This is a genomic window from Chryseobacterium sp. FW101-FHT12H09 (assembly GCF_058790395.1).
Genome location: NZ_JBYTCP010000003.1, coordinates 988,790 through 1,008,589, shown reverse-complemented (window position 1 = coordinate 1,008,589; position 19,800 = coordinate 988,790). Strand labels below are relative to the sequence as shown.

Annotated in this window: 20 protein-coding genes and 2 tRNA genes; 11 read left to right on the top strand and 11 right to left on the bottom strand. The window is 33.5% G+C overall.

Translation table 11 applies throughout. The annotated features are described in order from the left end of the window. Window position 1 precedes the first annotated feature (1 nt). Together AC3WRL_RS15375 and AC3WRL_RS15370 are read left to right on the top strand one after the other, a co-directional pair. A tRNA-Asp gene (locus AC3WRL_RS15375) sits at window positions 2-75 on the top strand. A 34-nt stretch (window positions 76-109) separates the two neighbouring features. After that, window positions 110-183 (top strand) — tRNA-Asp (locus tag AC3WRL_RS15370). 76 nt (window positions 184-259) lie between these two features. Here the strand turns inward: AC3WRL_RS15370 and AC3WRL_RS15365 are convergent. Next, complete coding sequence (locus AC3WRL_RS15365) at window positions 260-1,372, bottom strand: LytR/AlgR family response regulator transcription factor (protein WP_492330679.1); 1,113 nt, start codon at window positions 1,370-1,372, stop codon at window positions 260-262. A gap of 159 nt (window positions 1,373-1,531) precedes the next feature. Between AC3WRL_RS15365 and AC3WRL_RS15360 the strand changes: the two genes are divergently transcribed. The 3 genes from AC3WRL_RS15360 (at window position 1,532) to AC3WRL_RS15350 (ending at window position 4,132) form a co-directional block, all read left to right on the top strand. Then, on the top strand, window positions 1,532-2,494 hold the full coding sequence (locus AC3WRL_RS15360) for a cytochrome P460 family protein (protein ID WP_492330678.1): 963 nt from the start codon (window positions 1,532-1,534) through the stop codon (window positions 2,492-2,494). A 2-nt stretch (window positions 2,495-2,496) separates the two neighbouring features. Beyond that, window positions 2,497-2,973, top strand: coding sequence for a hypothetical protein (locus AC3WRL_RS15355; protein ID WP_492330677.1), 477 nt, complete (start codon window positions 2,497-2,499; stop codon window positions 2,971-2,973). Window positions 2,974-3,097: 124 nt separating this feature from the next. Beyond that, complete coding sequence (locus tag AC3WRL_RS15350; protein WP_492330676.1) at window positions 3,098-4,132, top strand: L,D-transpeptidase; 1,035 nt, start codon at window positions 3,098-3,100, stop codon at window positions 4,130-4,132. Here AC3WRL_RS15350 and AC3WRL_RS15345 read toward each other — a convergent pair. The 3 genes from AC3WRL_RS15345 to AC3WRL_RS15335 form a co-directional block, all read right to left on the bottom strand. After that, window positions 4,129-4,653, bottom strand: coding sequence for a hypothetical protein (locus AC3WRL_RS15345; protein WP_214827115.1), 525 nt, complete (start codon window positions 4,651-4,653; stop codon window positions 4,129-4,131). The two genes, AC3WRL_RS15350 and AC3WRL_RS15345, sit on opposite strands and share 4 nt — an antisense overlap. Before the next feature lies 1 nt (window position 4,654). Beyond that, window positions 4,655-5,980, bottom strand: a complete 1,326-nt coding sequence (locus tag AC3WRL_RS15340) for a PDZ domain-containing protein (protein ID WP_492330675.1) — start codon at window positions 5,978-5,980, stop codon at window positions 4,655-4,657. 109 nt (window positions 5,981-6,089) lie between these two features. Further along, window positions 6,090-6,728 carry an alpha/beta hydrolase gene (locus tag AC3WRL_RS15335; RefSeq protein ID WP_492330674.1) on the bottom strand — a complete coding sequence of 213 codons (639 nt, stop codon included), beginning with the start codon at window positions 6,726-6,728 and terminating at the stop codon, window positions 6,090-6,092. A 224-nt stretch (window positions 6,729-6,952) separates the two neighbouring features. On the opposite strand from AC3WRL_RS15335, the gene AC3WRL_RS15330 reads away from it, so the two are divergent. Then, window positions 6,953-7,387, top strand: a complete 435-nt coding sequence (locus AC3WRL_RS15330) for a hypothetical protein (RefSeq protein WP_214827107.1) — start codon at window positions 6,953-6,955, stop codon at window positions 7,385-7,387. A 53-nt stretch (window positions 7,388-7,440) separates the two neighbouring features. Here AC3WRL_RS15330 and AC3WRL_RS15325 read toward each other — a convergent pair whose 3' ends face one another. Together AC3WRL_RS15325 and AC3WRL_RS15320 are read right to left on the bottom strand one after the other, a co-directional pair. Beyond that, the gene (locus AC3WRL_RS15325) at window positions 7,441-8,076 is read right to left on the bottom strand and encodes a response regulator (protein ID WP_492330673.1); all 636 of its coding nucleotides are present in this window, start codon (window positions 8,074-8,076) and stop codon (window positions 7,441-7,443) included. Continuing rightward, window positions 8,066-10,060 carry an ATP-binding protein gene (locus tag AC3WRL_RS15320; RefSeq protein WP_214827103.1) on the bottom strand — a complete coding sequence of 665 codons (1,995 nt, stop codon included), beginning with the start codon at window positions 10,058-10,060 and terminating at the stop codon, window positions 8,066-8,068. Before AC3WRL_RS15320 ends, AC3WRL_RS15325 begins: the two co-directional genes overlap by 11 nt. Before the next feature lie 221 nt (window positions 10,061-10,281). Between AC3WRL_RS15320 and AC3WRL_RS15315 the strand changes: the two genes are divergently transcribed. Next, the gene (locus AC3WRL_RS15315; protein ID WP_251040513.1) at window positions 10,282-10,698 is read left to right on the top strand and encodes a hypothetical protein; all 417 of its coding nucleotides are present in this window, start codon (window positions 10,282-10,284) and stop codon (window positions 10,696-10,698) included. A gap of 53 nt (window positions 10,699-10,751) precedes the next feature. Here AC3WRL_RS15315 and tyrS read toward each other — a convergent pair whose 3' ends face one another. Beyond that, window positions 10,752-12,047 carry a tyrosine--tRNA ligase gene (tyrS, locus tag AC3WRL_RS15310; RefSeq protein ID WP_214827098.1) on the bottom strand — a complete coding sequence of 432 codons (1,296 nt, stop codon included), beginning with the start codon at window positions 12,045-12,047 and terminating at the stop codon, window positions 10,752-10,754. A gap of 210 nt (window positions 12,048-12,257) precedes the next feature. On the opposite strand from tyrS, the gene AC3WRL_RS15305 reads away from it, so the two are divergent. Beyond that, a complete protein-coding gene (locus tag AC3WRL_RS15305) occupies window positions 12,258-12,818 on the top strand; it encodes an RNA polymerase sigma factor (protein WP_214827094.1) in 561 nt (186 codons plus the stop codon). Here AC3WRL_RS15305 and AC3WRL_RS15300 read toward each other — a convergent pair whose 3' ends face one another. Continuing rightward, complete coding sequence (locus tag AC3WRL_RS15300; RefSeq protein ID WP_492330672.1) at window positions 12,819-13,466, bottom strand: hypothetical protein; 648 nt, start codon at window positions 13,464-13,466, stop codon at window positions 12,819-12,821. A gap of 115 nt (window positions 13,467-13,581) precedes the next feature. Between AC3WRL_RS15300 and lipA the strand changes: the two genes are divergently transcribed. Beyond that, entirely contained in the window at window positions 13,582-14,448 is an 867-nt protein-coding gene (gene lipA / locus AC3WRL_RS15295; RefSeq protein WP_214827088.1) for a lipoyl synthase, read from the top strand. A gap of 101 nt (window positions 14,449-14,549) precedes the next feature. On the opposite strand, the gene AC3WRL_RS15290 is transcribed toward lipA, so the two are convergent. Continuing rightward, window positions 14,550-15,404, bottom strand: coding sequence for an AraC family transcriptional regulator (locus tag AC3WRL_RS15290; protein ID WP_492330671.1), 855 nt, complete (start codon window positions 15,402-15,404; stop codon window positions 14,550-14,552). A gap of 184 nt (window positions 15,405-15,588) precedes the next feature. Between AC3WRL_RS15290 and AC3WRL_RS15285 the strand changes: the two genes are divergently transcribed. Further along, complete coding sequence (locus AC3WRL_RS15285) at window positions 15,589-16,767, top strand: MFS transporter (protein ID WP_492330670.1); 1,179 nt, start codon at window positions 15,589-15,591, stop codon at window positions 16,765-16,767. A gap of 54 nt (window positions 16,768-16,821) precedes the next feature. On the opposite strand, the gene AC3WRL_RS15280 is transcribed toward AC3WRL_RS15285, so the two are convergent. Continuing rightward, window positions 16,822-17,202, bottom strand: coding sequence for a SpoIIAA family protein (locus tag AC3WRL_RS15280; RefSeq protein ID WP_214827078.1), 381 nt, complete (start codon window positions 17,200-17,202; stop codon window positions 16,822-16,824). Window positions 17,203-17,318: 116 nt separating this feature from the next. On the opposite strand from AC3WRL_RS15280, the gene AC3WRL_RS15275 reads away from it, so the two are divergent. Next, window positions 17,319-18,524, top strand: a complete 1,206-nt coding sequence (locus AC3WRL_RS15275; protein WP_492330669.1) for an NAD(P)/FAD-dependent oxidoreductase — start codon at window positions 17,319-17,321, stop codon at window positions 18,522-18,524. 70 nt (window positions 18,525-18,594) lie between these two features. Here the strand turns inward: AC3WRL_RS15275 and AC3WRL_RS15270 are convergent, their stop codons facing one another. Continuing rightward, a complete protein-coding gene (locus tag AC3WRL_RS15270; RefSeq protein ID WP_214827073.1) occupies window positions 18,595-19,794 on the bottom strand; it encodes a vWA domain-containing protein in 1,200 nt (399 codons plus the stop codon). Between the last annotated feature and the right edge of the window lie 6 nt (window positions 19,795-19,800).

The window sequence follows — 19,800 nt, the reverse complement described above, 5'->3', positions numbered from 1 at the left end:
TGATCCGGTAGTTCAGCTGGTTAGAATGCCGCCCTGTCACGGCGGAGGTCGCGGGTTCGAGTCCCGTCCGGATCGCATATCAAATTTGATTGAAAACTTCAGGACTACTGATCCGGTAGTTCAGCTGGTTAGAATGCCGCCCTGTCACGGCGGAGGTCGCGGGTTCGAGTCCCGTCCGGATCGCAATCAAAATTAAACCTTCAACATTTGTTGAAGGTTTTTTTATTTATAAATTAGCTTAGACATTTGCATACTTTACTTATTGCTCGATCCATTTTTTAAACTCAGCTACCTTATTTTTACTGATAAGGATGGTGTCATTAGTCTCGGGTTTCATTACTAATTTCAATTGATTTTTTCCATATACAAGAATACTGTCGATCGCTTTGATGTTGACGATAAACTGCCGGTTAGCCCGGTAAAACATCTTATTATCCACAGCTTTAATAAGATCATCGAGGCTTGAATTGATCGAATATTGGCTTCCCATAAAAGTATGCAGGTAAACAATATTATTTTCCAGAAAGAAATAAGCTATTTCCGATGTTTCTAAAGAAATTAATTCATCCTTATGGTAAGTGATTAGCCTTTTCCTGGAGTTTTCGAAAGTATCCTCATTAGAACGGAAATTGGTGGTCTCATGAAATTTTTCCTGTAGGGTAGTAAGCTGCTTATTTAAAATGGTAAGATTGTTAACCTCAATATTAAGGGTATTGATCTCTTGATTTTTCTGTGTCTCATACTTTTTATAAATCCATCGTATTAAAGTAAAGCATGTTATTAAAATAACTAAACTTGTAATAATAAATACAAGTAGAAACTTCTGATACAAATCAGTTACCTGTTGTTCTATACTATTGATATTAGCATGAGAGGCTACCATCCAATCACTTCCTGCTACTGGATATACACTTACAATTTCCGAACTGCGGTTACTGTTCTTAGGAAAACTTCGGACTCCTGCATTGATCTGTCCGGAGTTTAGAATAGTTGAAAAGTCTGATTGGTTTTTGGTATCCGAAGTAAATTGAGAGTTGCTTTTATCGATTTTATGACCAATTAGCGCTGGATTTGGATGACAAAGCTCAATTCCATTTTTATTATACATACAGATGAATCCACTTTGGGTATCTGTGTTTACAATACTACTTTGTAAATTTTGAATAACTATATCTTTGGAAAGGCCTTGCTTTAATTGTAATTCCAATAATTTGCCAATCTCCCGAGATTCTCTTTTTCCCGCTTCGATCCTATTATTGAAAATATCATTCTTGGATGATGAATATAAATAACGGAAAGAAAAAAAACTGATCAGTAAGATAACAATACTTACTGCAAAAAAAGTAATGGTATAGAGATTGATCTTTTTCATTCGCTAAATGAGATATTCTTTCTCAAAAGTACTCATTATTCAGAAGAATATATTCGCTTTCAGCGGCCTATTTTTCCCTTTTATTCATAAATCGAACCCACAAGGTGTTGTTTGATAGTATCTTTGATCTGTAATTTTTTAACTATAAAGAGATATGCAATGAAAAGAAATACTAAAATACTTGTGGTTCTATTAATCGTATTTGTTTTGATTCAGTTTTTCCGTCCTGAAAAAATAAATTACGGAAAACCTGCTCAAGACCTGTCTAATGTACCTGAAGAGGTAAATGCTATTATAAGAAATTCCTGTTTCGATTGTCATTCATCTGAAGCGCGTTTAAATTGGTATGACAATATAACGCCGGCTAATTTTTTTGTGACTTCTCATATTAAAGATGGGCGTAAAGCTTTGGATTTTTCGAAATGGAATACCTGGCCTAAGGCTCAGCAAAATTCTACACTATTTTTTGCCATAAATAAAGTGCTGTCTGGAGAGATGCCATTGCCAAGTTATGCAGCTGTACATTCTTCAACAAAGCTCAATGATAAACAGGTTGATATTTTAAAAAATTATGCTTTATCACTTACCTCAAGAAAAGTGACAGATACTGCTCAAGTGAATAAAGTTGAAAAACAATACAACGCATGGATGAATGAAGGCAGGAAAAATACTACTGTCAAACCTTCACCTAACGGATTACAATATATTCCTGACTATAGGGATTGGAAGGCAATCAGTACTACAGATCGTTTTGATAATGGTTCAATACGTATTATTTTCGGAAATGAAATTGCTGTAAAAGCGATTCAAGAGCATCATACAAATCCTTGGCCTGATGGAACGGTTTTCGCAAAAACAGCTTGGAAACAGGAAGTTCATGCGGATGGGAGTATATCGACAGGAGAGTTTATCCAAGTGGAATTTATGGTAAAAGATAGTAAGAAATACACTAAAACAAAAGGTTGGGGATGGGGAAGATGGAAAGGGAATGATCTGAAACCTTACGGTGATCGTCCTGACTTTGATAAAGAATGTGTTGAGTGTCACCAACCGATGAAAAGCAGAGATTATGTTTTCACCTCTCCTTTATATCTTATTTCACAACTTAAAAAAGTAGAATAAAAATGAAAAAGAATGTTATTTATTTAGTCTTGAGTTTTCTATTCATCTTATCATGTCATTCGGAAGAAAAAGAAAATCTTAATAGAAATGCTTCTGTTAAACAGAGTGATGAATTGCTAGAAAACCCACTGTTAATGACTCCAATTACATCATCTGTTCAGCCAAAAGATAGTACAATGTCTACATTGTATGGAAATAAAGCAGCTGCTGCTTATGCAAAAATGAATTCTGATTCCAAATATCCTGAAGGTGCTGTACTTTACGAAGTAACATGGAAGCAAAAGCCAGATGAATTATGGTTTGGAGCCAATATACCTAAAGAAATTTTTTCTGTTGAAAAGGTTATTTTCCAAAATAGAGATTTACATAAATATGAGATTTATATGGGAAAACCACTTAAAAAGAAAAGTCTTTTCAAAGACGAGGAACTTTCCAGAATATCGTTTATTACATCACAGAAAATGGCAGTTTCTCCATAAGTGATTTTTAATTTTTTTTTGGTCCTCCGTATTTTTACGATATTTTTCTTTGGTACTATGATTATTCGGTTTTTAGGTCTGATATTTGTATTGACTAGAAAAACTAAGCGACCTGTCAAATTTTATGAATAACATAATTGTGAAAAAATCTCTTTTATATAGTCTTGTACTGGCATTATTTTTAGTTTCATGTAAAAAAGAAATTGAAAAAATAAATGATACTTTAGGCAACGATACAGCCAATACCGAATCTCCAATGGCGAAAACAGATTCTATAATGAAAGACTCTGTAGTAAAAAAAGAATCTGTTCCCCCTGCAATGCAGGAAACCGGTTTCTATAATGCTTTTATACTTCCGAAAGATAAAAAAATGAGAGACTCCATATATTCTGTATTTAGTAAAAAATATACAGAAAAGGAGCGGTATGCTATTTTAGCATTAAACAGATTAGACTCTAAAAATAAATGGAACTCAGATACCCTGGTTGTTCCGGCTAAAATAGACACTACATTGATGGCCTATTCGCCATTTCCAATGCAATTGGATGTATTGAGTAATGTGAAAAAATTTGTTGTTTTCTCATATCCTATTCAAGCGTATGGTGTGTATTCCAATGGGAGCCTTGTAAAATGGGGTCCTACAAGTATGGGAAAAAAAGCAGCACAGACAACAAGGGGATTAACTTTTGCAAACTGGAAAAAGAAATTATCAATTTCAACAGTAAGTAGCGAATGGAAATTACCTTATAACTTCAATATCTTTAATTCAGGTGGAATAGGATGGCACCAATATGATTTACCCGGATATCCTGCATCGCATTCATGCTTAAGATTATTGAGGAAAGATGCTCAATGGCTATACTCTTATGCCGATACATGGATCTTAAACCCTGGAGGAGCGACCACAAAGGCCAAAGGAACAGCAGTAATGGTTTTTGGGGATTATAAATGGGGGCACAGAAAACCATGGCGGAATCTCTTGGAGGATCCTAATGCCAATAATATTTCTGTAGAAGAAATGAATAAGCTTATTGAACCTAATGTTGAAAGGATTTTAAGAGAACAGGAGAATAGAGAAAAGGTGGCAGATTCCATAAGAGCGGCGAAGGCTGTTGAAATTCAGGAACCTGCACAAAAACCAGAAGTTCTTGCACCTTAAGCTTTCTTTTCAAATTGTAAAGTAGATTCTTCTGCAAATTTTCTGAGCTTTAACATTTCTTCTTTGGCTTTACTCTGTCCAAACCTTGCTGCTCCATAGGTTGCAGCAATACAAATTAACATTGCAAATGAAGCATTTAAAGCCCAAGGGAATTCGTAACTTTTAATTTGTCTTTCAACATAATACATGGTGAAAAAAGTCATCCATAATATTGAAAACGAAAAATAGAGAAACATAAAGAATGTCCATACTGCTGAACTGGGACCAAATACACCTCGTATAACGATGTCGTCATCTTCTTCTTCAGTACGTAGGGATAATCTTGGTTTCCAGTAGTTATCATATTCTGTTTCTACCCAAATAGTAGCGACTTCCTTATTTACATTACCAGAAAATTCATCTTTATGTTCTTTAAGATATGTACTCAGATTTTTAGCGTACTCTTCTTTTGTAAGGTGAGTAAACATTTTAAATCTCGGTCGTGTTCTTATTTTATCCAAAGTGGTTTCTTCCGTTTTCATATTATTCTTGATAGGGGATTGGGTCTTCCAGTGTAAAGCTTAAGGTAAGTTCCTGGCCTTTTCTTTTTATCAGCATTGTAATCGTTTTTCCTTCATCAGACTTCATTAACTCTATGATATGTTCTAAAGTCATATCCAACGTTTTTCTACCATTAATTGTAATGATCTTATCATCTTTTTTTAAACCAGCTTTGTCCGCCGGAGAATCTTTTCGAACTCCGGCAATAGAGAATAAAGGCTTTAAAACAAATTTATATTGTAGATTATTGTTGATTACTTCTACACCACTGCTGGCATTATTTGCATTTTTGGTCTCAAGAGAAAATGAATCTTTTTCCCATTGCAGTCCATCCTGCTGGAAATCCAGGCCACTCATATTGAAATGAAAAGGATCATCATAATTTTTGTTTTTTCGCAGATACAACTTTTGATTGGGATAATCAAAAACTACAGTAAAACGGCGCATAATCTCTCCTCCAATAGAGCCTCTTCTATTTTCGACGAGGTTTACATGCTGAATAGAATACTCATCTGGCATGGCAGTAAGTGGTTTCTCAAATTTAAAATTGCCAAGATAAAAATTATGAATACGGCTTCTTTTCCCATATACATCACCATTAAAACCCCGACCCAAAAAGTCATCAATATTAGGACGGTTGTAAACAAAGTTCTTAATAAGGGTAGGGAAAAGCCATATAGGATCGCTGTTTCCTAAATCTATAAGCAACTTTGAGCTTTTCTTTTCGGTAGTCATCTCTACATCTGCCTCCATATAGGGTTTACTCTTTTCAATGGATATGGAGAACTCATCAAATTTCTTTACTTTTTTTCTGAATAAATCCATATCATTATAAATAGTGATCTTTTTAGAAATATAATCTATTGATATAGGATGGTCTTTAAAAAAATGATAGCCGATAATTCCATTAACAGGAATTCCGACATGAGAAGAAATATTGAAGTCCTGATTAACAATGATAAACAAACTTAAAGAATTGTTGATGTAATTTTTTCCTATTTTACCAATGTTATTGTCAGAGCGGAATCCATCTATACTTGCGTTTCCTCCTAATCCTGAAAACTTAATTTTCTCCAAGCTTGTAAGCTTTACCTCTTTATTTTCAAGGCTGAAAATTGAAGTTTCAGCAACACCCGTATCCAATAAAAAGGTGAGCTCGGCCCCATTAATATTAACCGGAATAAAAATCAGGTTATTAATTAATTTAAAAGGAATAACGACTTTTTTAGCATCTTTAATTTCAAACGAGTTTTGAGCATTTACGAAAATGCTTATAAATAAAATCCATATAAAATGCCTAAATTTCATTTACTGAATATAGTCAATTTATTGGGAGTTGAAATAAAAAACATTCTCAAATTTGAGAATGTTTATGTATTTTACAATGAATTAATGTAATTGTTTAGTTTTTCGTAAATTATTTAGAAAAGAAATCCATAAGATCCATATAATTTTTTTGATTTACCCCGTGGCCACTCATATACTCTCTAAAGGTAAAATAACATCCTAAATCGTATAATAGATCTGCGGCTTTTCGTCCCCATTCTAATGGGATAACAGCATCATCTGTTCCATGGGATACAAAAAATCTGAGTTTTTCCAGTTTCTTTTTATCTTTAACGATATCACCTAATATCTTTTCCTCCGGATAACTGCTTAAACAGGCTACATAATTGAAAAGATCTGGATGTTTTAATGCCAAAGCATAACATAAAATCCCCCCTTGACTAAATCCACATAAATGCGCTTTACTTTCCGTTAATCCGTAATGATTGATTATTTTTAAAATATTTTCTAAAACATTGTTCAATGATTCTTTTGCCTGATCCGTATCTATAAAATTCTCGGGATTATTAAAATCAATATCATACCATGAATAGCCTTCAAACTGAGTATCCTTTGGAGCCCTGAAGCTTACAAGAAGCCAATCATTGGGAAGTGTTTCTCTAAAACTGAAAAGGTCTTGTTCATTACTTCCATAACCATGAAGCATAAAAAGTATGGGAGTACTGGATGTAATATTTTCGGGTTCTCTTACTAAATAATCTAAATTCATAGTGCAAAGATAATTAATAAATCAATTTCCTAAATCTTTAGGTATCGAATATTTACAGCTTTAGTAATAACTGTAATATGGCGACAACAGATGAAATTTGGAAGTAATTATCCTTTTGTCGATTTGATATTGTTTGGAAATCTTTATTGGAAATTTTTCATAAAAGTTATTTTTATATTGATAAAAAACCTATATTTGAAACATTAAAAAATCTATTTGGAGAAATGAAGCAATTTTACAAATCAAAAAGTTTATTTAAACTTTCTTTCTTATTTATCGTATTATTTTCGGCAATTTCAGTTCTTAACTCTTGTAAGAAAGATGATGACGATGAAGAATTTAAGGACCATATTGTACAGTTTGAGGTAAAAGGTAGTACAGGTGTCATTTCAAAAACTATAGTTACACAGGTGGGAACTACTTCTACCACAATGTATAATACAGTGTTAACTCCTATTACTTTACCTTGGACGAGTGGAGAGTTTTTTGTTAACTCTAGTCAGGCTCAGTTAAATCTTTCGGCCAATGCAACAATGCCAAATGACGATTCTACACTGACTGTTACAATCTGGATCGATGGAGAGGTTACAGAAACTAAAACCGTTACTGGTAAAGGAGATTTAGATGTAGCTGTATTTCACAGTTTCTTAGAATTATAAAAAATCAGATTTTACAGATAAAGAAGACCGCTTTTATAAGCGGTTTTCTTGTTTCATTCAATCATATTTTGTTGCAAAGCAAGACTGATAAGTTCCGTTGAGTTTTTAGCATGAAATTTTTGAAGTAGATTTTTCCGATGGGTATCAACAGTTAGAGGACTTAAAAACAATTCATCAGCGATCATACCACTGGTTTTCCCCTGGGCTACTAATTTTAAAATTTGTTTTTCACGTTTTGTCAATCTGGGAACTGTCAATTCACTTTGGGATGGTTTGCTAATGATTTGTTTGATCTCATTACAGAAAACAATTTCCCCTGAAAGTGCTCCTTTAATACAAGTTACTAATTCATCAATAGAAGTGTTTTTTAATAAATAACCGCTGGCTCCGTTTTGAACACATTGCATAACAATACTTCTTTCAGATCGGTTACTGAACATAATTACAGAGACATCTGATGATAATTTTTTGATCTCTTTACAAAGATTGATACCATTGGCATCCGGCAAAGCAATATCCAAAAGAATAATATCAATATCATTGGTTTTAATAAAATCTATTGCTTCATTTCCTGATGTAAAACTCTTGGAAATAGATAGCAGAGGCTCATTTTTTAGCATCATTTTTAATCCTTCAATAACAATAGGATGGTCGTCCACAATGACGATATTTATGGTATCAGATTTCATAGGTGTTGAGTTCTATATTAATGGTTGTTCCCTCCGTATCTGAGTTGATTTCCATTTTTCCTTGCAGATAATCTACCCTGTTTTTAAGATTTAAAATTCCCATACTTTTGGAAGGGTCTGTAGTATCTTTTTTAAATCCTCTTCCATTGTCTTCAATAGTAATGAAGAAGTGATCTTGCGAGTGAGAGCATTGTAATAGTATATTAGTAGCGCCGGAATGCTTAACTGCATTGGCCAGCAATTCCTGTACAATCCTATAAATAGTGAGCTGTGTTGATAGTAACAGATCTTTATGAATATTGATAGGTTGGAAATCTATTTCCAGATCTTTTCTTATATAAAACTGGCACAGGTCATGAAGTGCTGTTTCCAAACCAAAATTTAATAATGATTCGGGCATTAAATTCCGGGCTATATGTCTCAGTTCACTGACCGACCTATCCAGCTGACTCAAAATTTTGAAAAATTCTTCATGTTTCTCATTATTTAAATGTTCGGAAGCCCACGTCGAAAAATTAATTTTTACACCTGCTAACATTCCTCCAAGCCCGTCATGGAGATCTCTTGCAATACGTTCCCTTTCTCTTTCCTCACCTTCAAGGATGGCTTTGGTAAGAATCAACTCCTCCTTTTGCTTAATATCATTTAATTTTTGCTGCAGATTGATCTCCTTTTGTTCAGATAACTTTCTGTTATTTCCATAGAGTATAAACAAGAAAATGGCAAGACTTATAAACAGGATCAAAACCAGGCTTAGTGCCCATAAATAAGAATTTTTTTTACTTACCTCCAGTTCTTTTTGTTTTTTTTCAGCATTAAGATTGGCAATACTTCTTTCTTTTTCAGCTGTATTATATTTTGTTTCTAACTTATTTATTTCCAGTTTTATATTTGCTGAATTTAAGCTGTCACTCAACTTTGAATGATTTCTCTGCCAAATCAAAGCTTCTTTGGTATTTCCCATTTCTTCATTGATACTAGATAATTGGAGATAGATCATTTTTCTATTATTGGCATCTATAACAAGAGTTCTTTCTGTTAGAATACTTTTTAATAAATCTCTGGCTTCAGTATATTTTTTTTGTCTTTTCAAAATGTCATACTTATTAAGATAAAACATCTGAGTAAGCAAATTCTGTTTAAATTTTTTAGTATAATAAAGTCCTTTTTCAATTGCAGATAGGGTTTCTTCATGTTTTTGTTTCGTAATAAAGTATAAAGCTTTATCATAAAAGTAAAATGAATTTGACGAAGATTCAGGATAAGGTTGAATGAGCTTTTCAGCCTTATCCAGAAAAGACTTACCAATGTCTCCTTTTGCCTGGTAAAAAAAATTGGTGGCAGTATTTAGATAAGCAAAAAATAATTCTGAGGAGTTTGGGGCTGCCTTTTCAAGAATTTCAAGGGCTTTGCTGTTATAATTTTCAGCTTTTTTAAATTCAGCATTATAGGTAAGCATCAGAGCTAGCTGAGTATATTCAAATCCTAAATTTTTACTATTCCCATTCTTTTCTATAAGCGGAATACTCTTTTCAAGCATTATCTTAATTAGAAATGGATATCCTTCTTTGTTTTTCTGAGCTATTCCATAACCGAACCAACACCAGGATTGTAAAAGATCGGATTCCTTGGATTTAAATTTAGATAATAGTTTAATGGCTTTTAAATAAGATACAGCTGCTTTTTCTTTATTACGGTCTGCATAATACTGACCCTCATAATAAAAATATTGGGCAGACGTAAAAGGATCAGATTTAGCCAATATTCGTCCTGTCTCAAGTTGTTTTTTGCTGAGAAGACTGTCTGCATTTCGATAATAATTGGATAGCATGAAAGAAGCAACTGCCTTTGATGGATAGCCACTGCTATTTTTCATAACACCTTGCAAACTGTCTAAGTAAGACTTTTCGTTAAGAGGGGGAATCTGTTGGGATTGGGCCCTAAAAGAAAGTAAAATACCTAATATAAGCGCTAATCTTTTCAACTTTATGAATTTTTGATATAAATCAGTATTTTTTATTATAAGACCTACAATTTAGCTAAAATTTCTAGCACTAAAAATACCTAAGATTAAGTAGAAATAATTACTGTTTTTCAAGGATTGGTAATCTCTTTATACTAGAATAGTTTTGTAGTAATCAAATCAACTCATCATAGAATTAAAAATAATAGTAGAAAATTTAAACAAGAGAACTTATGAAAAAAATGAAATTAAACCAAGTATTAAAAGGAAGCTTTGTTATGCTGATAATGGCTTTGCTTTTAGGATTTGTTACATCTTGCAATAATGATGATGACGATGACAATAACGGAGGAGGTGGCTCTGGAACCAGTCATAAAGTGGTTTTTAAAGCACAAGCGTCTCCAGGAAGTAGTATAGCTAATGCAGCGTACGGATATGATGCTAATAATACACAAGTAACCGGACTTAGTGGAACCAGCTGGACCAGTCCTGAATTTACTGCTCCTGCAGGAGCAGTTATTGTAAACGGTGGAGTAGTGGGTACTGGTGCTAACGCAAATTCTACTTTAAAAGTACAGGTCTATATAGATGGTGAATTGAAAAAAGAAGCAACAGGAAGTGGAACCACTCTTTCCGCAACGGCTAGTTACAGTTTCTAATCATAAATTATATAATAAAAAAAGCAACTGTTTTATAACAGTTGCTTTTTTTATTAAATTACTTTTACAATAAAGTAGCTTTTCTTTCCTTTTTGTAATAAAAGAAACTTACCATCAATAAGATCACTTTCATTAGCTGTAAAAGTATCATTTACTTTTTCCTTATTGATTGAAATCGCATTGCCTTTGATTTCTCTCTGAGCTTCACTTTTAGATTTTAAAAATCCTGATTTTTCAGAAAGCAGATCAACAATATTTATTCCTAAGACATCATCTTTTGCCACTTCTTTTTGTGGAACTCCATCGAAAACCTCAAGAAATATTTCTTCGTCAAGGCTTATCAAATCTTCGGCAGTAGAACGTCCAAAAAGAATTTCAGAAGCTTTTACAGATTTTTCATATTCTTCTCTTCCATGTACCCAAACCGTAACCTCTTCGGCTAATTTCTTTTGCAGTTTTCTCTCATGTGGAGCTGTTTTGTGTTCTTCAATTAAACCATCGATTTCCTCTTTGCTTAGGAATGTGTAAAATTTAATAAACCTTTCAGCATCTGCATCTGTAGCATTCAGCCAAAACTGGTAGAATTTATATGGTGATGTTTTCTTTTTATCTAACCAGTAATTTTCACCACTTTCAGATTTTCCAAATTTGGAACCGTCCGCTTTTGTGATCAAAGGAACTGTTAGGGCAAAAGCCTCACCCTGAGCTTTTCTGCGGATCAATTCTGTTCCTGTAGTGATATTTCCCCACTGGTCAGAACCTCCCATTTGTAGCTTTACATTGTTATTTTGGTATAAATGAAGGAAATCGTATCCTTGAATAAGCTGGTAAGTGAATTCTGTGAAACTCATTCCGTCAGCTCCTGCTTCTCCAGAAAATCTTTTCTTTACAGAATCCTTTGCCATCATATAATTAACGGTAATATTCTTACCAACGTTCTTAGCAAAATCTAAAAACGAGATGTTTTTCATCCAATCATAATTGTTGACCAATTCTGCTTTATTAGCTCCGTCTCCGTCAAAATCTAAAAACTTTGAAAGCTGATTTTTTAAACAATCAACATAGTGAAGAAGGGTTTCTTCATCCAAAAGATTTCTTTCAGATGATTTTCCTGATGGATCACCGATCATGCCTGTAGCACCACCAACCAGAGCAATTGGCTTATGGCCGTGCTGCTGAAAATGAGCCAGAATTTTGATCTGAATAAGACTTCCAATATGTAAAGAATCAGCCGTTGGATCAAAACCAATATATGCCGTAGTTACCTCTTTATTCAGTTGTTCATCGGTTCCTGGCATCATATCAGCAAAAAGACCACGCCATTTTAATTCTTCAATAAAGGAATTCATATTATAATTTTCTTTAAAATTTAACCGTGCAAAGATAAGGAATTCAAGGTTAAGAAATGTTAATTTGTAAAGGGGTAAAATAGTAAAAGTGTGAAAAAGAAATTCAAACTTACGATTTCACAATGATCAGATTTTGGTTTTTTGTAATTTAACAATCACGCTATTTAGTGTTTTTGCGATTTTACTTAAAATAAATTATATTTGTTAATAATGAACGACGAACAGTTATTTTTACTTATTCAAAAGGCAAAAGAAAAAGATCAGAAAGCCCAGACAAAACTCATTAATGTTTTTTGGGTTGATGTTTTTTCTTTTGTAATGAAAAAAGTACGGGATGAAAATGACACGGATGAGATCACAGTAAATGTTTTCTCTAAAGTATTGTCAAAATTGGATATGTACGATCCTCATTTTCAATTTAAAACCTGGATATTAACAATTGCTCAGAATACGGTTATTGATTTCTGGAGAAAAAGAAGTCGCGAAAATCAGGATCCTACTGAAAATCTTGACGAGGTAAAAAATCAATTTGCAAAATCACCCGAAGAATTAATGATTTCCAAAGAAGAACAAAAGAAAATCATTAAAACAATAGAATCTTTAGACGCCAATTATCAGGATATTATAAAATTAAGATTCTTTGAAGAAAAAAGCATCAAAGAAATTGCAGAAGAATTAGGTATTTCTATTGCGAATACCAAAGTAAGAGTAATGCGTGCTAAAAAAGTATTAGCTGAGCTTCTGAAAAATAATGAGTTTGATGAGGATTAATTACAAATGAAACTCAGCTTTTGTTTTTGGAAATATAAAGCTTCTTTCTTTCGTTTCTCTATTTGTGTTTCTATTTTGTAAATTAATCTTCCAATCCTTTTTAATAACGGTTTCTTTTTCGGACTTTCCATTATCAGGATTGGTCGTATCTTCTACTTCTTTAGAATACATAAGTTTTCCCGTAGAAAGATTATAATCCATATCAGCCCAATAATTTCCCGGTCTTCCATAGCTTAGCGAATGACCTATCAATTCAAAATGGCCATTCTGAAACCTGTATTTATCCGTATATCCCCATTTCCAGCTGCTTCCGCCAGCTTGAGTAATTTCTAAAATACCATTTTTTATGATGGTACCCTGATAAGGATCACCTTCCATTCCGCCATGTTTACTTTCCAGTAAGGCGTTTTTTGACTTTTCCAGGACAGCCCACTTTCCATTAGTCTTTTTCAAGATTTGAATTTCACGTACATTACCCATATCCGTCGTGTCCTTTGTATTATATACAATTACTTTTTCAGGAATTTTATCTCCATCAAGATCTCCATCTACTGTTTCAATCATTTCAGAATCTTTCGGTTGAAATTCTTTTTGTGCAAAAGAGATCGTGCTGAAAAGCAGTGATAATAGGCAAAATATCGTTTTCATACAGGGGATTTTGTGGGTTCAATTTACAATTATATTTTTAATTATATGTTCCATCAATTTCTCTGTTAGATGGTTTCCATTAAAAATTCCTTAACTTTGAACTTCAATTTTAGAAATGGAAAATTTAGTTCAAGACACTACCGTTCAAAAACCAAAGTGGATTCGTGTAAAACTTCCTACCGGAAAGAATTACAGAGAACTTAGAAGCTTGGTTGATAAATATAAATTAAATACAATTTGCCAAAGTGGAAGCTGCCCGAATATGGGTGAATGTTGGGGTGAAGGAACTGCAACTTTCATGATATTAGGAAACATCTGTACAAGAAGCTGTGGATTTTGTGGAGTTAAAACCGGAAAACCCATGGATGTAAACTGGGATGAACCTGAAAAAGTAGCACGTTCTATCAAATTAATGAAGATCAAACATGCTGTACTTACTTCTGTAGATCGTGATGATCTGAAAGATATGGGTTCTATTCTTTGGGGTGAAACTGTAAATGCTGTAAGAAGAATTTCTCCAGGTACTACAATGGAAACTCTTATACCGGACTTTCAAGGTCTGACAAAACACCTTGACAGAATGGTAGATGTAGCTCCTGAAGTGATCTCCCATAACATGGAAACGGTAAAACGTTTAACAAGAGAAGTGAGAATTCAGGCTAAATATGAAAGAAGTCTTGAAGTATTAAGATATCTGAAAGAAGCAGGTCAAAGAAGAACAAAAACAGGTCTTATGCTAGGGCTGGGAGAGGAAAAAGACGAAGTTTTTCAAACAATCGAAGACATCAGGAATGCAAATGTTGATATCATCACCATGGGACAATATTTACAGCCTACTAAAAAACATTTGCCTGTGAAAAAATTCATTACACCTGAAGAGTTTGATGAATTTGGAGACTTTGCAAGAAGTTTAGGTTTCAGACATGTTGAAAGTTCACCTCTTGTAAGAAGTTCTTACCACGCTGAAAAACATATTCATTAAAAAATATAATCGCTCCAAAACTGGAGCGATTTTTTTATTTGAAAGTTTAATTAAATCAGTAACAACATGGAAGTGAAAGATTACACTTGATACTTCGTAGCTCAACTTTCAACCTTATCCAAATGCCTTTTCCTGAACTCTGATGGTGTTTCTCCAACGTGCTGTTTGAATAATTTATTAAAATAGGAAAGACTCTCAAAACCTACCTGAAAACAAACTTCTGTTATGGATGAATCTTTCAGTAAAAATATTTTGGCCTGATTAATCCTGTAGTTATTTACGAAATCAGTAAAGGTCATATTCGTTTGCTTTTTAAAATATCGGCAAAAAGCAGGAGTACTTAGACTTACGATCTCAGCAATCTGATTAACGTTCGTTTTTTTGTCGTAGTTCTCGTGAATGTAATCGTAGATCGTTCCCATTCTTATTTTATCATTCAGGAACCATTTGATCCGGGTGTCATCCCTGTTTAATTCTTTTACTTCTTTTGAATTAGCCAGGATCTGTAGAATCTCTATTAAACCTATTAAAGAATCAAAAGAGCCGGAGTCTTTGATGATGTGCATTTTTTCTACTACCTGTCTTTTAGCTTCTCCAGAAAAAGAAAGCCCTAAATAAGAACGCTCCAGGAGATGTTTTATATTTTCAAATTCCGGAACTGGAATGATAATATCCTGAAGGAAATTTTCTCTCATCTGAAGAACCAATTGTTTGCATTCCGTTTGAATTCTATAGTCAAAATTAAGATGTGGAACATTAGAGCCGATTAAAAGCAAATCACTGTCTGTAAAATCAGAAATATCTTTTCCTACATGACGAATACCATTAATAGCCTCAACATAAACCAGTTCGATTTCAGGGTGATAATGCCAGAAAAAACAATTTTTTAAGGAAGGGGCAAAAAGTTTAAATGATTTTCCTTTTTCAAATTCAATAATTTCCTTTTGGATTTTCATTGGTTCTATCTTGATTATTTCTTAATTCAAAATTAAGTAAAAAGGTTAATATAGAGCAAATTTTTATCATTTGAGTAGAAGTGGAAATAAATATTTCTGCCGATTTTTGCACTTTCAAAAACAAAGGGTTGTAGACGGTGTTTAGAAAAGCAGCAATCCAAAGATTTTTTTTAATGATATGGGAATGATAGATAAGAGGATAATACCACTTGCAATTGGTGGTTTGGGGATTGGAACTACAGAGTTTACCATTATGGGTTTATTACCTGATATTGCCAAGACACTTCATGTAAGTATTCCGGAAGCCGGACATTTAATTTCGGCTTATGCACTAGGAGTGGTTATTGGTGCTCCGATATTGATCGGTTATTCAGTGAAATTTCCACCTAAGAAAGTACTGATCGTCTTAATGATGATTTTTACATTGTTTAATGGTTTATCAGCGATAGCCCCAGATTATTCATCAATGTTGATCATCAGGTTTTTGTCTGGTTTACCGCACGGAGCCTTCTTCGGAGTAGGAACAGTAGTGGCTTCGCGATTAGCCGGGAAAGGCAGGGAAGCATTTTATATTTCATTAATGTTCACGGGACTTACTGTAGCAAATCTTGCAATGGTTCCCTTGGTAACTTATATCGGACATGCTTTCCATTGGAAATGGTATTTTGTTATTGTTGCTGTAATCGGATTGTTTGCCTTATTGTTTTTAAAATTCTGGCTGCCTGCTATGGAAACCAAACAAGATACCCACTTTCTGGAAGAATTAAAATTTCTTAAACATAAACAATCCTGGTTGGTACTTTTGATTACAGCAATCGGATTTGGTGGACTTTTTACATGGTTCAGTTATATAACTCCACTAATGACGATCATTGCTGGAATTAAAAGCAGTCAAATGGCTTATGTAATGGTTCTTGCTGGAGCAGGAATGGTAGTGGGAAATTTGGCTGGAGGCTTTTTATCAGATAAATTAGGTCCTGAAAAGACGTGTTCACTTTTATTATTTCTTATGATGACCTCTTTAGCTGGGGTATTTTTCTTTTCTGAAAACAGAACAATCGCTTTAGTATTGACATTCATATGTGGAGCATTATCGATGTCTGTGGCTGCACCAATTAATATAATGATGATGAAAGCGGCTCCGAGAAGCGAAATGATGGCTGCTGCTTTTATGCAGGCTGCATTTAATATAGCTAATGCAATGGGAGCATTCTTAGGCGGAATTCCTTTAGAACATGGTTTTTCATTTAAATATCCTTCTCTCGTTGGAGTAGGAATGACATTTATAGGGCTATTAATTAGTATTAGATATATGTATTTATACAGAGCTTCAAAACTTCTGAAAGAGGAGGCTTTAGTTTAATCTATTTCATATTATCAATAAAAAAGAGGCTAACTGCCTCTTTTTTTATCCCTTTTATGCCTCAACTTCATTACCGTTCTTACACCAGTAAAGGGCATTGTATAAATTTTCTTTAGGGAATGACTTGAATTCACCGGGCAATAGAACACTGAAAATGTCTGTAAAATTTTGAACTCCCGCATTATCAGTGACAATAGCAGTTCGATTCCAGTTGGCCAGATTTTTTAATCCTAACAGAGCATCTTGTAGCCATGCGCCCATAGTGAAATTATCCAGATCGGTATCTAAATACAATAAATAATTGAGCTCATCAAATTGATCTACTTTCTTTTTTACATGAGGAATAACAAGGTTTTCAAAATCTTCTCTCGTTACTTCTCCTGTTGCATTAAATGCTGCAACATTTTCCGGTGCTTCTGGAATGATAGTTATCATAATATTAATATTTAGTGTGGTTTGATTCTATCTCAACCAACAATAATTACACCATTAATACAGGGGAAAGCGTTAAAAACTCATAAAAATCATTACATTTATTGTAAAATATTAATATGGATCTAAAGTCTAATGAACCATTTTGGTTGGTAAAAAACGGGTTGATAGCTTCTTATCCGTCATTAAAATCAGATGAAGAATGTGATGTACTGGTAATAGGAGGTGGAATAACAGGGAGTTTAATTGCTCATCAAATGCGACAAGATGGATATCAGACAATTCTTATAGATAAGCGGGAAATCTGTAATGGAAGTACCTCAGCAACCACATCCATGTTGCAATACGAAATTGATGTTCCACTTTATGAACTTATAAATCTGATAGGAGAAAAAGGTGCTGTTGAAAGTTACAAGGCTTGTTCAGGTTCAATTGACACTATAGAAAAACTAACTAAAGAAATAAAAACAGAAGCTGGGTTTAAGAGAAAAAGGTCTCTGTATTTTGCTTCGAAAAAGAAAGATGTATCCTGGTTAAAAAAAGAATTTGAAGCCAGAAAAAAATATGGATTTGAAGTAAAATGGTTGGAAGCTGAAGAAATTCAGAAGGAATTTGGGTTTCAAAATACCTATGGCGGGATTGTATCCAAACAGGGAGCCAGTATCGATGCTTTTAAATTTGCTCACGAATTATTGGAATTCAATAGAAAAAAGGGGCTTGCTATATTTGATAAAACAGAAATGAAATCTGTAAAATATTATAAAGGATATAATTTAGTCACAACAACTAACGGTCCTCAAATTAAAGCTAAAAAGATCATCTATTGCATAGGGTATGAGAGTAAAAATTTACTTAAAGAGAATTTTGTAGATCTAAAAAGTACCTATGCTATCGTTTCTGAAATTGATCATGACAAATTTAAGAATATAACAAATACACTTGTTTGGAATACCGATGAACCATATATGTACATGAGAACTACAGATGATGGCCGATTATTGATCGGAGGTGGAGATGAGGATTTCTATGATGCCGGAAAGCGTGATGCTTTGCTCAATAAAAAAGAAAAGGAAATTATAAAGACCTTAAAAAAAATTAAACCCGATTATCATTTTTATACCGACTTTGTCTGGGCTGGTACTTTTGGTGAAACAAAAGATGGATTACCTTATATCGGGGAGCATAAAAACTTTAAAAACTCTTATTTTGTACTTGGTTTTGGTGGAAATGGGATTGCTTTTTCTGTGACGGGAATGGAAATGAGCTCTAAGTTTATGAAAAATAAAAAACATCCCTTATCGAGATATTTTAAATTTGGACGATAAAAAAAACGGTGGCTGTGGGAACCTCAGCCACCAGTTTTAAAACTATGAAAAGGAGGTGAAAATTTTTATGTTATGAACTATATCCATTTTTCTTAGCCAATTCTAAAATAGATTTTTCAATCGCTTTTCCAAGATCATCAGAATCTGCATTGCCACGTTTTTTCATTTCTTTATCAATATAATCTTGTCTTTTTTTAGATAGCTCTTCAATCTCTCGTTGAATTTTTCCTCTTTCTGCTGACTTTTGACCCACTACTTTTTTTACCTCTTCTTTACTTTTACCCTTTAATTCAGTGGGAAGCTCACTCTCTTTAACCGTTGTGATAAAGTTTACATCTTTTTCAGCTTTATCCACAAGATCCCAATGGTCATTTTTATAAGCATTCTTCTTACTTTTAGCAACAGTTCTTTCTACAGCATTGGAAACTGATTGAACCTCGGCATTTTTATCCTGCATCATTTGTTTACTTTTATATTCAGATCCATGACTTCCATAATAGATATAAGTATCATTAAGTTTTGTATTGCATTCCGAAATTCTTATATCATAAGGTGTTTCAATATAAATTACTTTTAGGTCGCTATCGATATTGAAATATTTTCCATCGCCAGAAACAGCTCCATTCTGCCAAAAGGATTGGATTCCCTCATTTCTATCCCCACAGAAAATAGTGTTGGTATATATTTTTTTAGCTTTCGCAGAGGAGATAACTTCCTTATAATTAATTCTTCCCTGATCAAAAGGTTCATTACCCGCGATATAGATTAGTTTCATGCTTTTGTCATTTTTATCCCAGTTCAGATTCAATGTTGCATCGCGGATAACAGCACCACAATATTCATTTCCACCATTGGTTCTTAAAGCAAATAATTTTTCTGAAACCAAATCCAGATCTTGTGTTAATGGAGTTACCTGTCTGATGAAATTTTCATCTGAGATTCCATCATTTCCATATTCATAAAGAGCGATCTCTATCTGGGGAGCTTTTCCATCGTATTTCAATGTCGTTAATGTATTAACAATATTCCACAACCTGGATTTTGCCTGATCGATCAGTCCATCCATACTGTTTGAAGTGTCCAATAAAAGAGCGACCTGAATCTTATTTTCTTTGCCTGCATGATTTACCGGAGTTAAAGAAGCATTTCGTGTCGGTATATTCTCATTTGTTTCAGTATTTTTTTTACTTGCACAACGAATATCAGTCAGGCTGTTTGAGCTTAAAAAAGCAGCGCCTATTGCTAATGTTAAAATTTTAAAAGTTGTCATTATTTA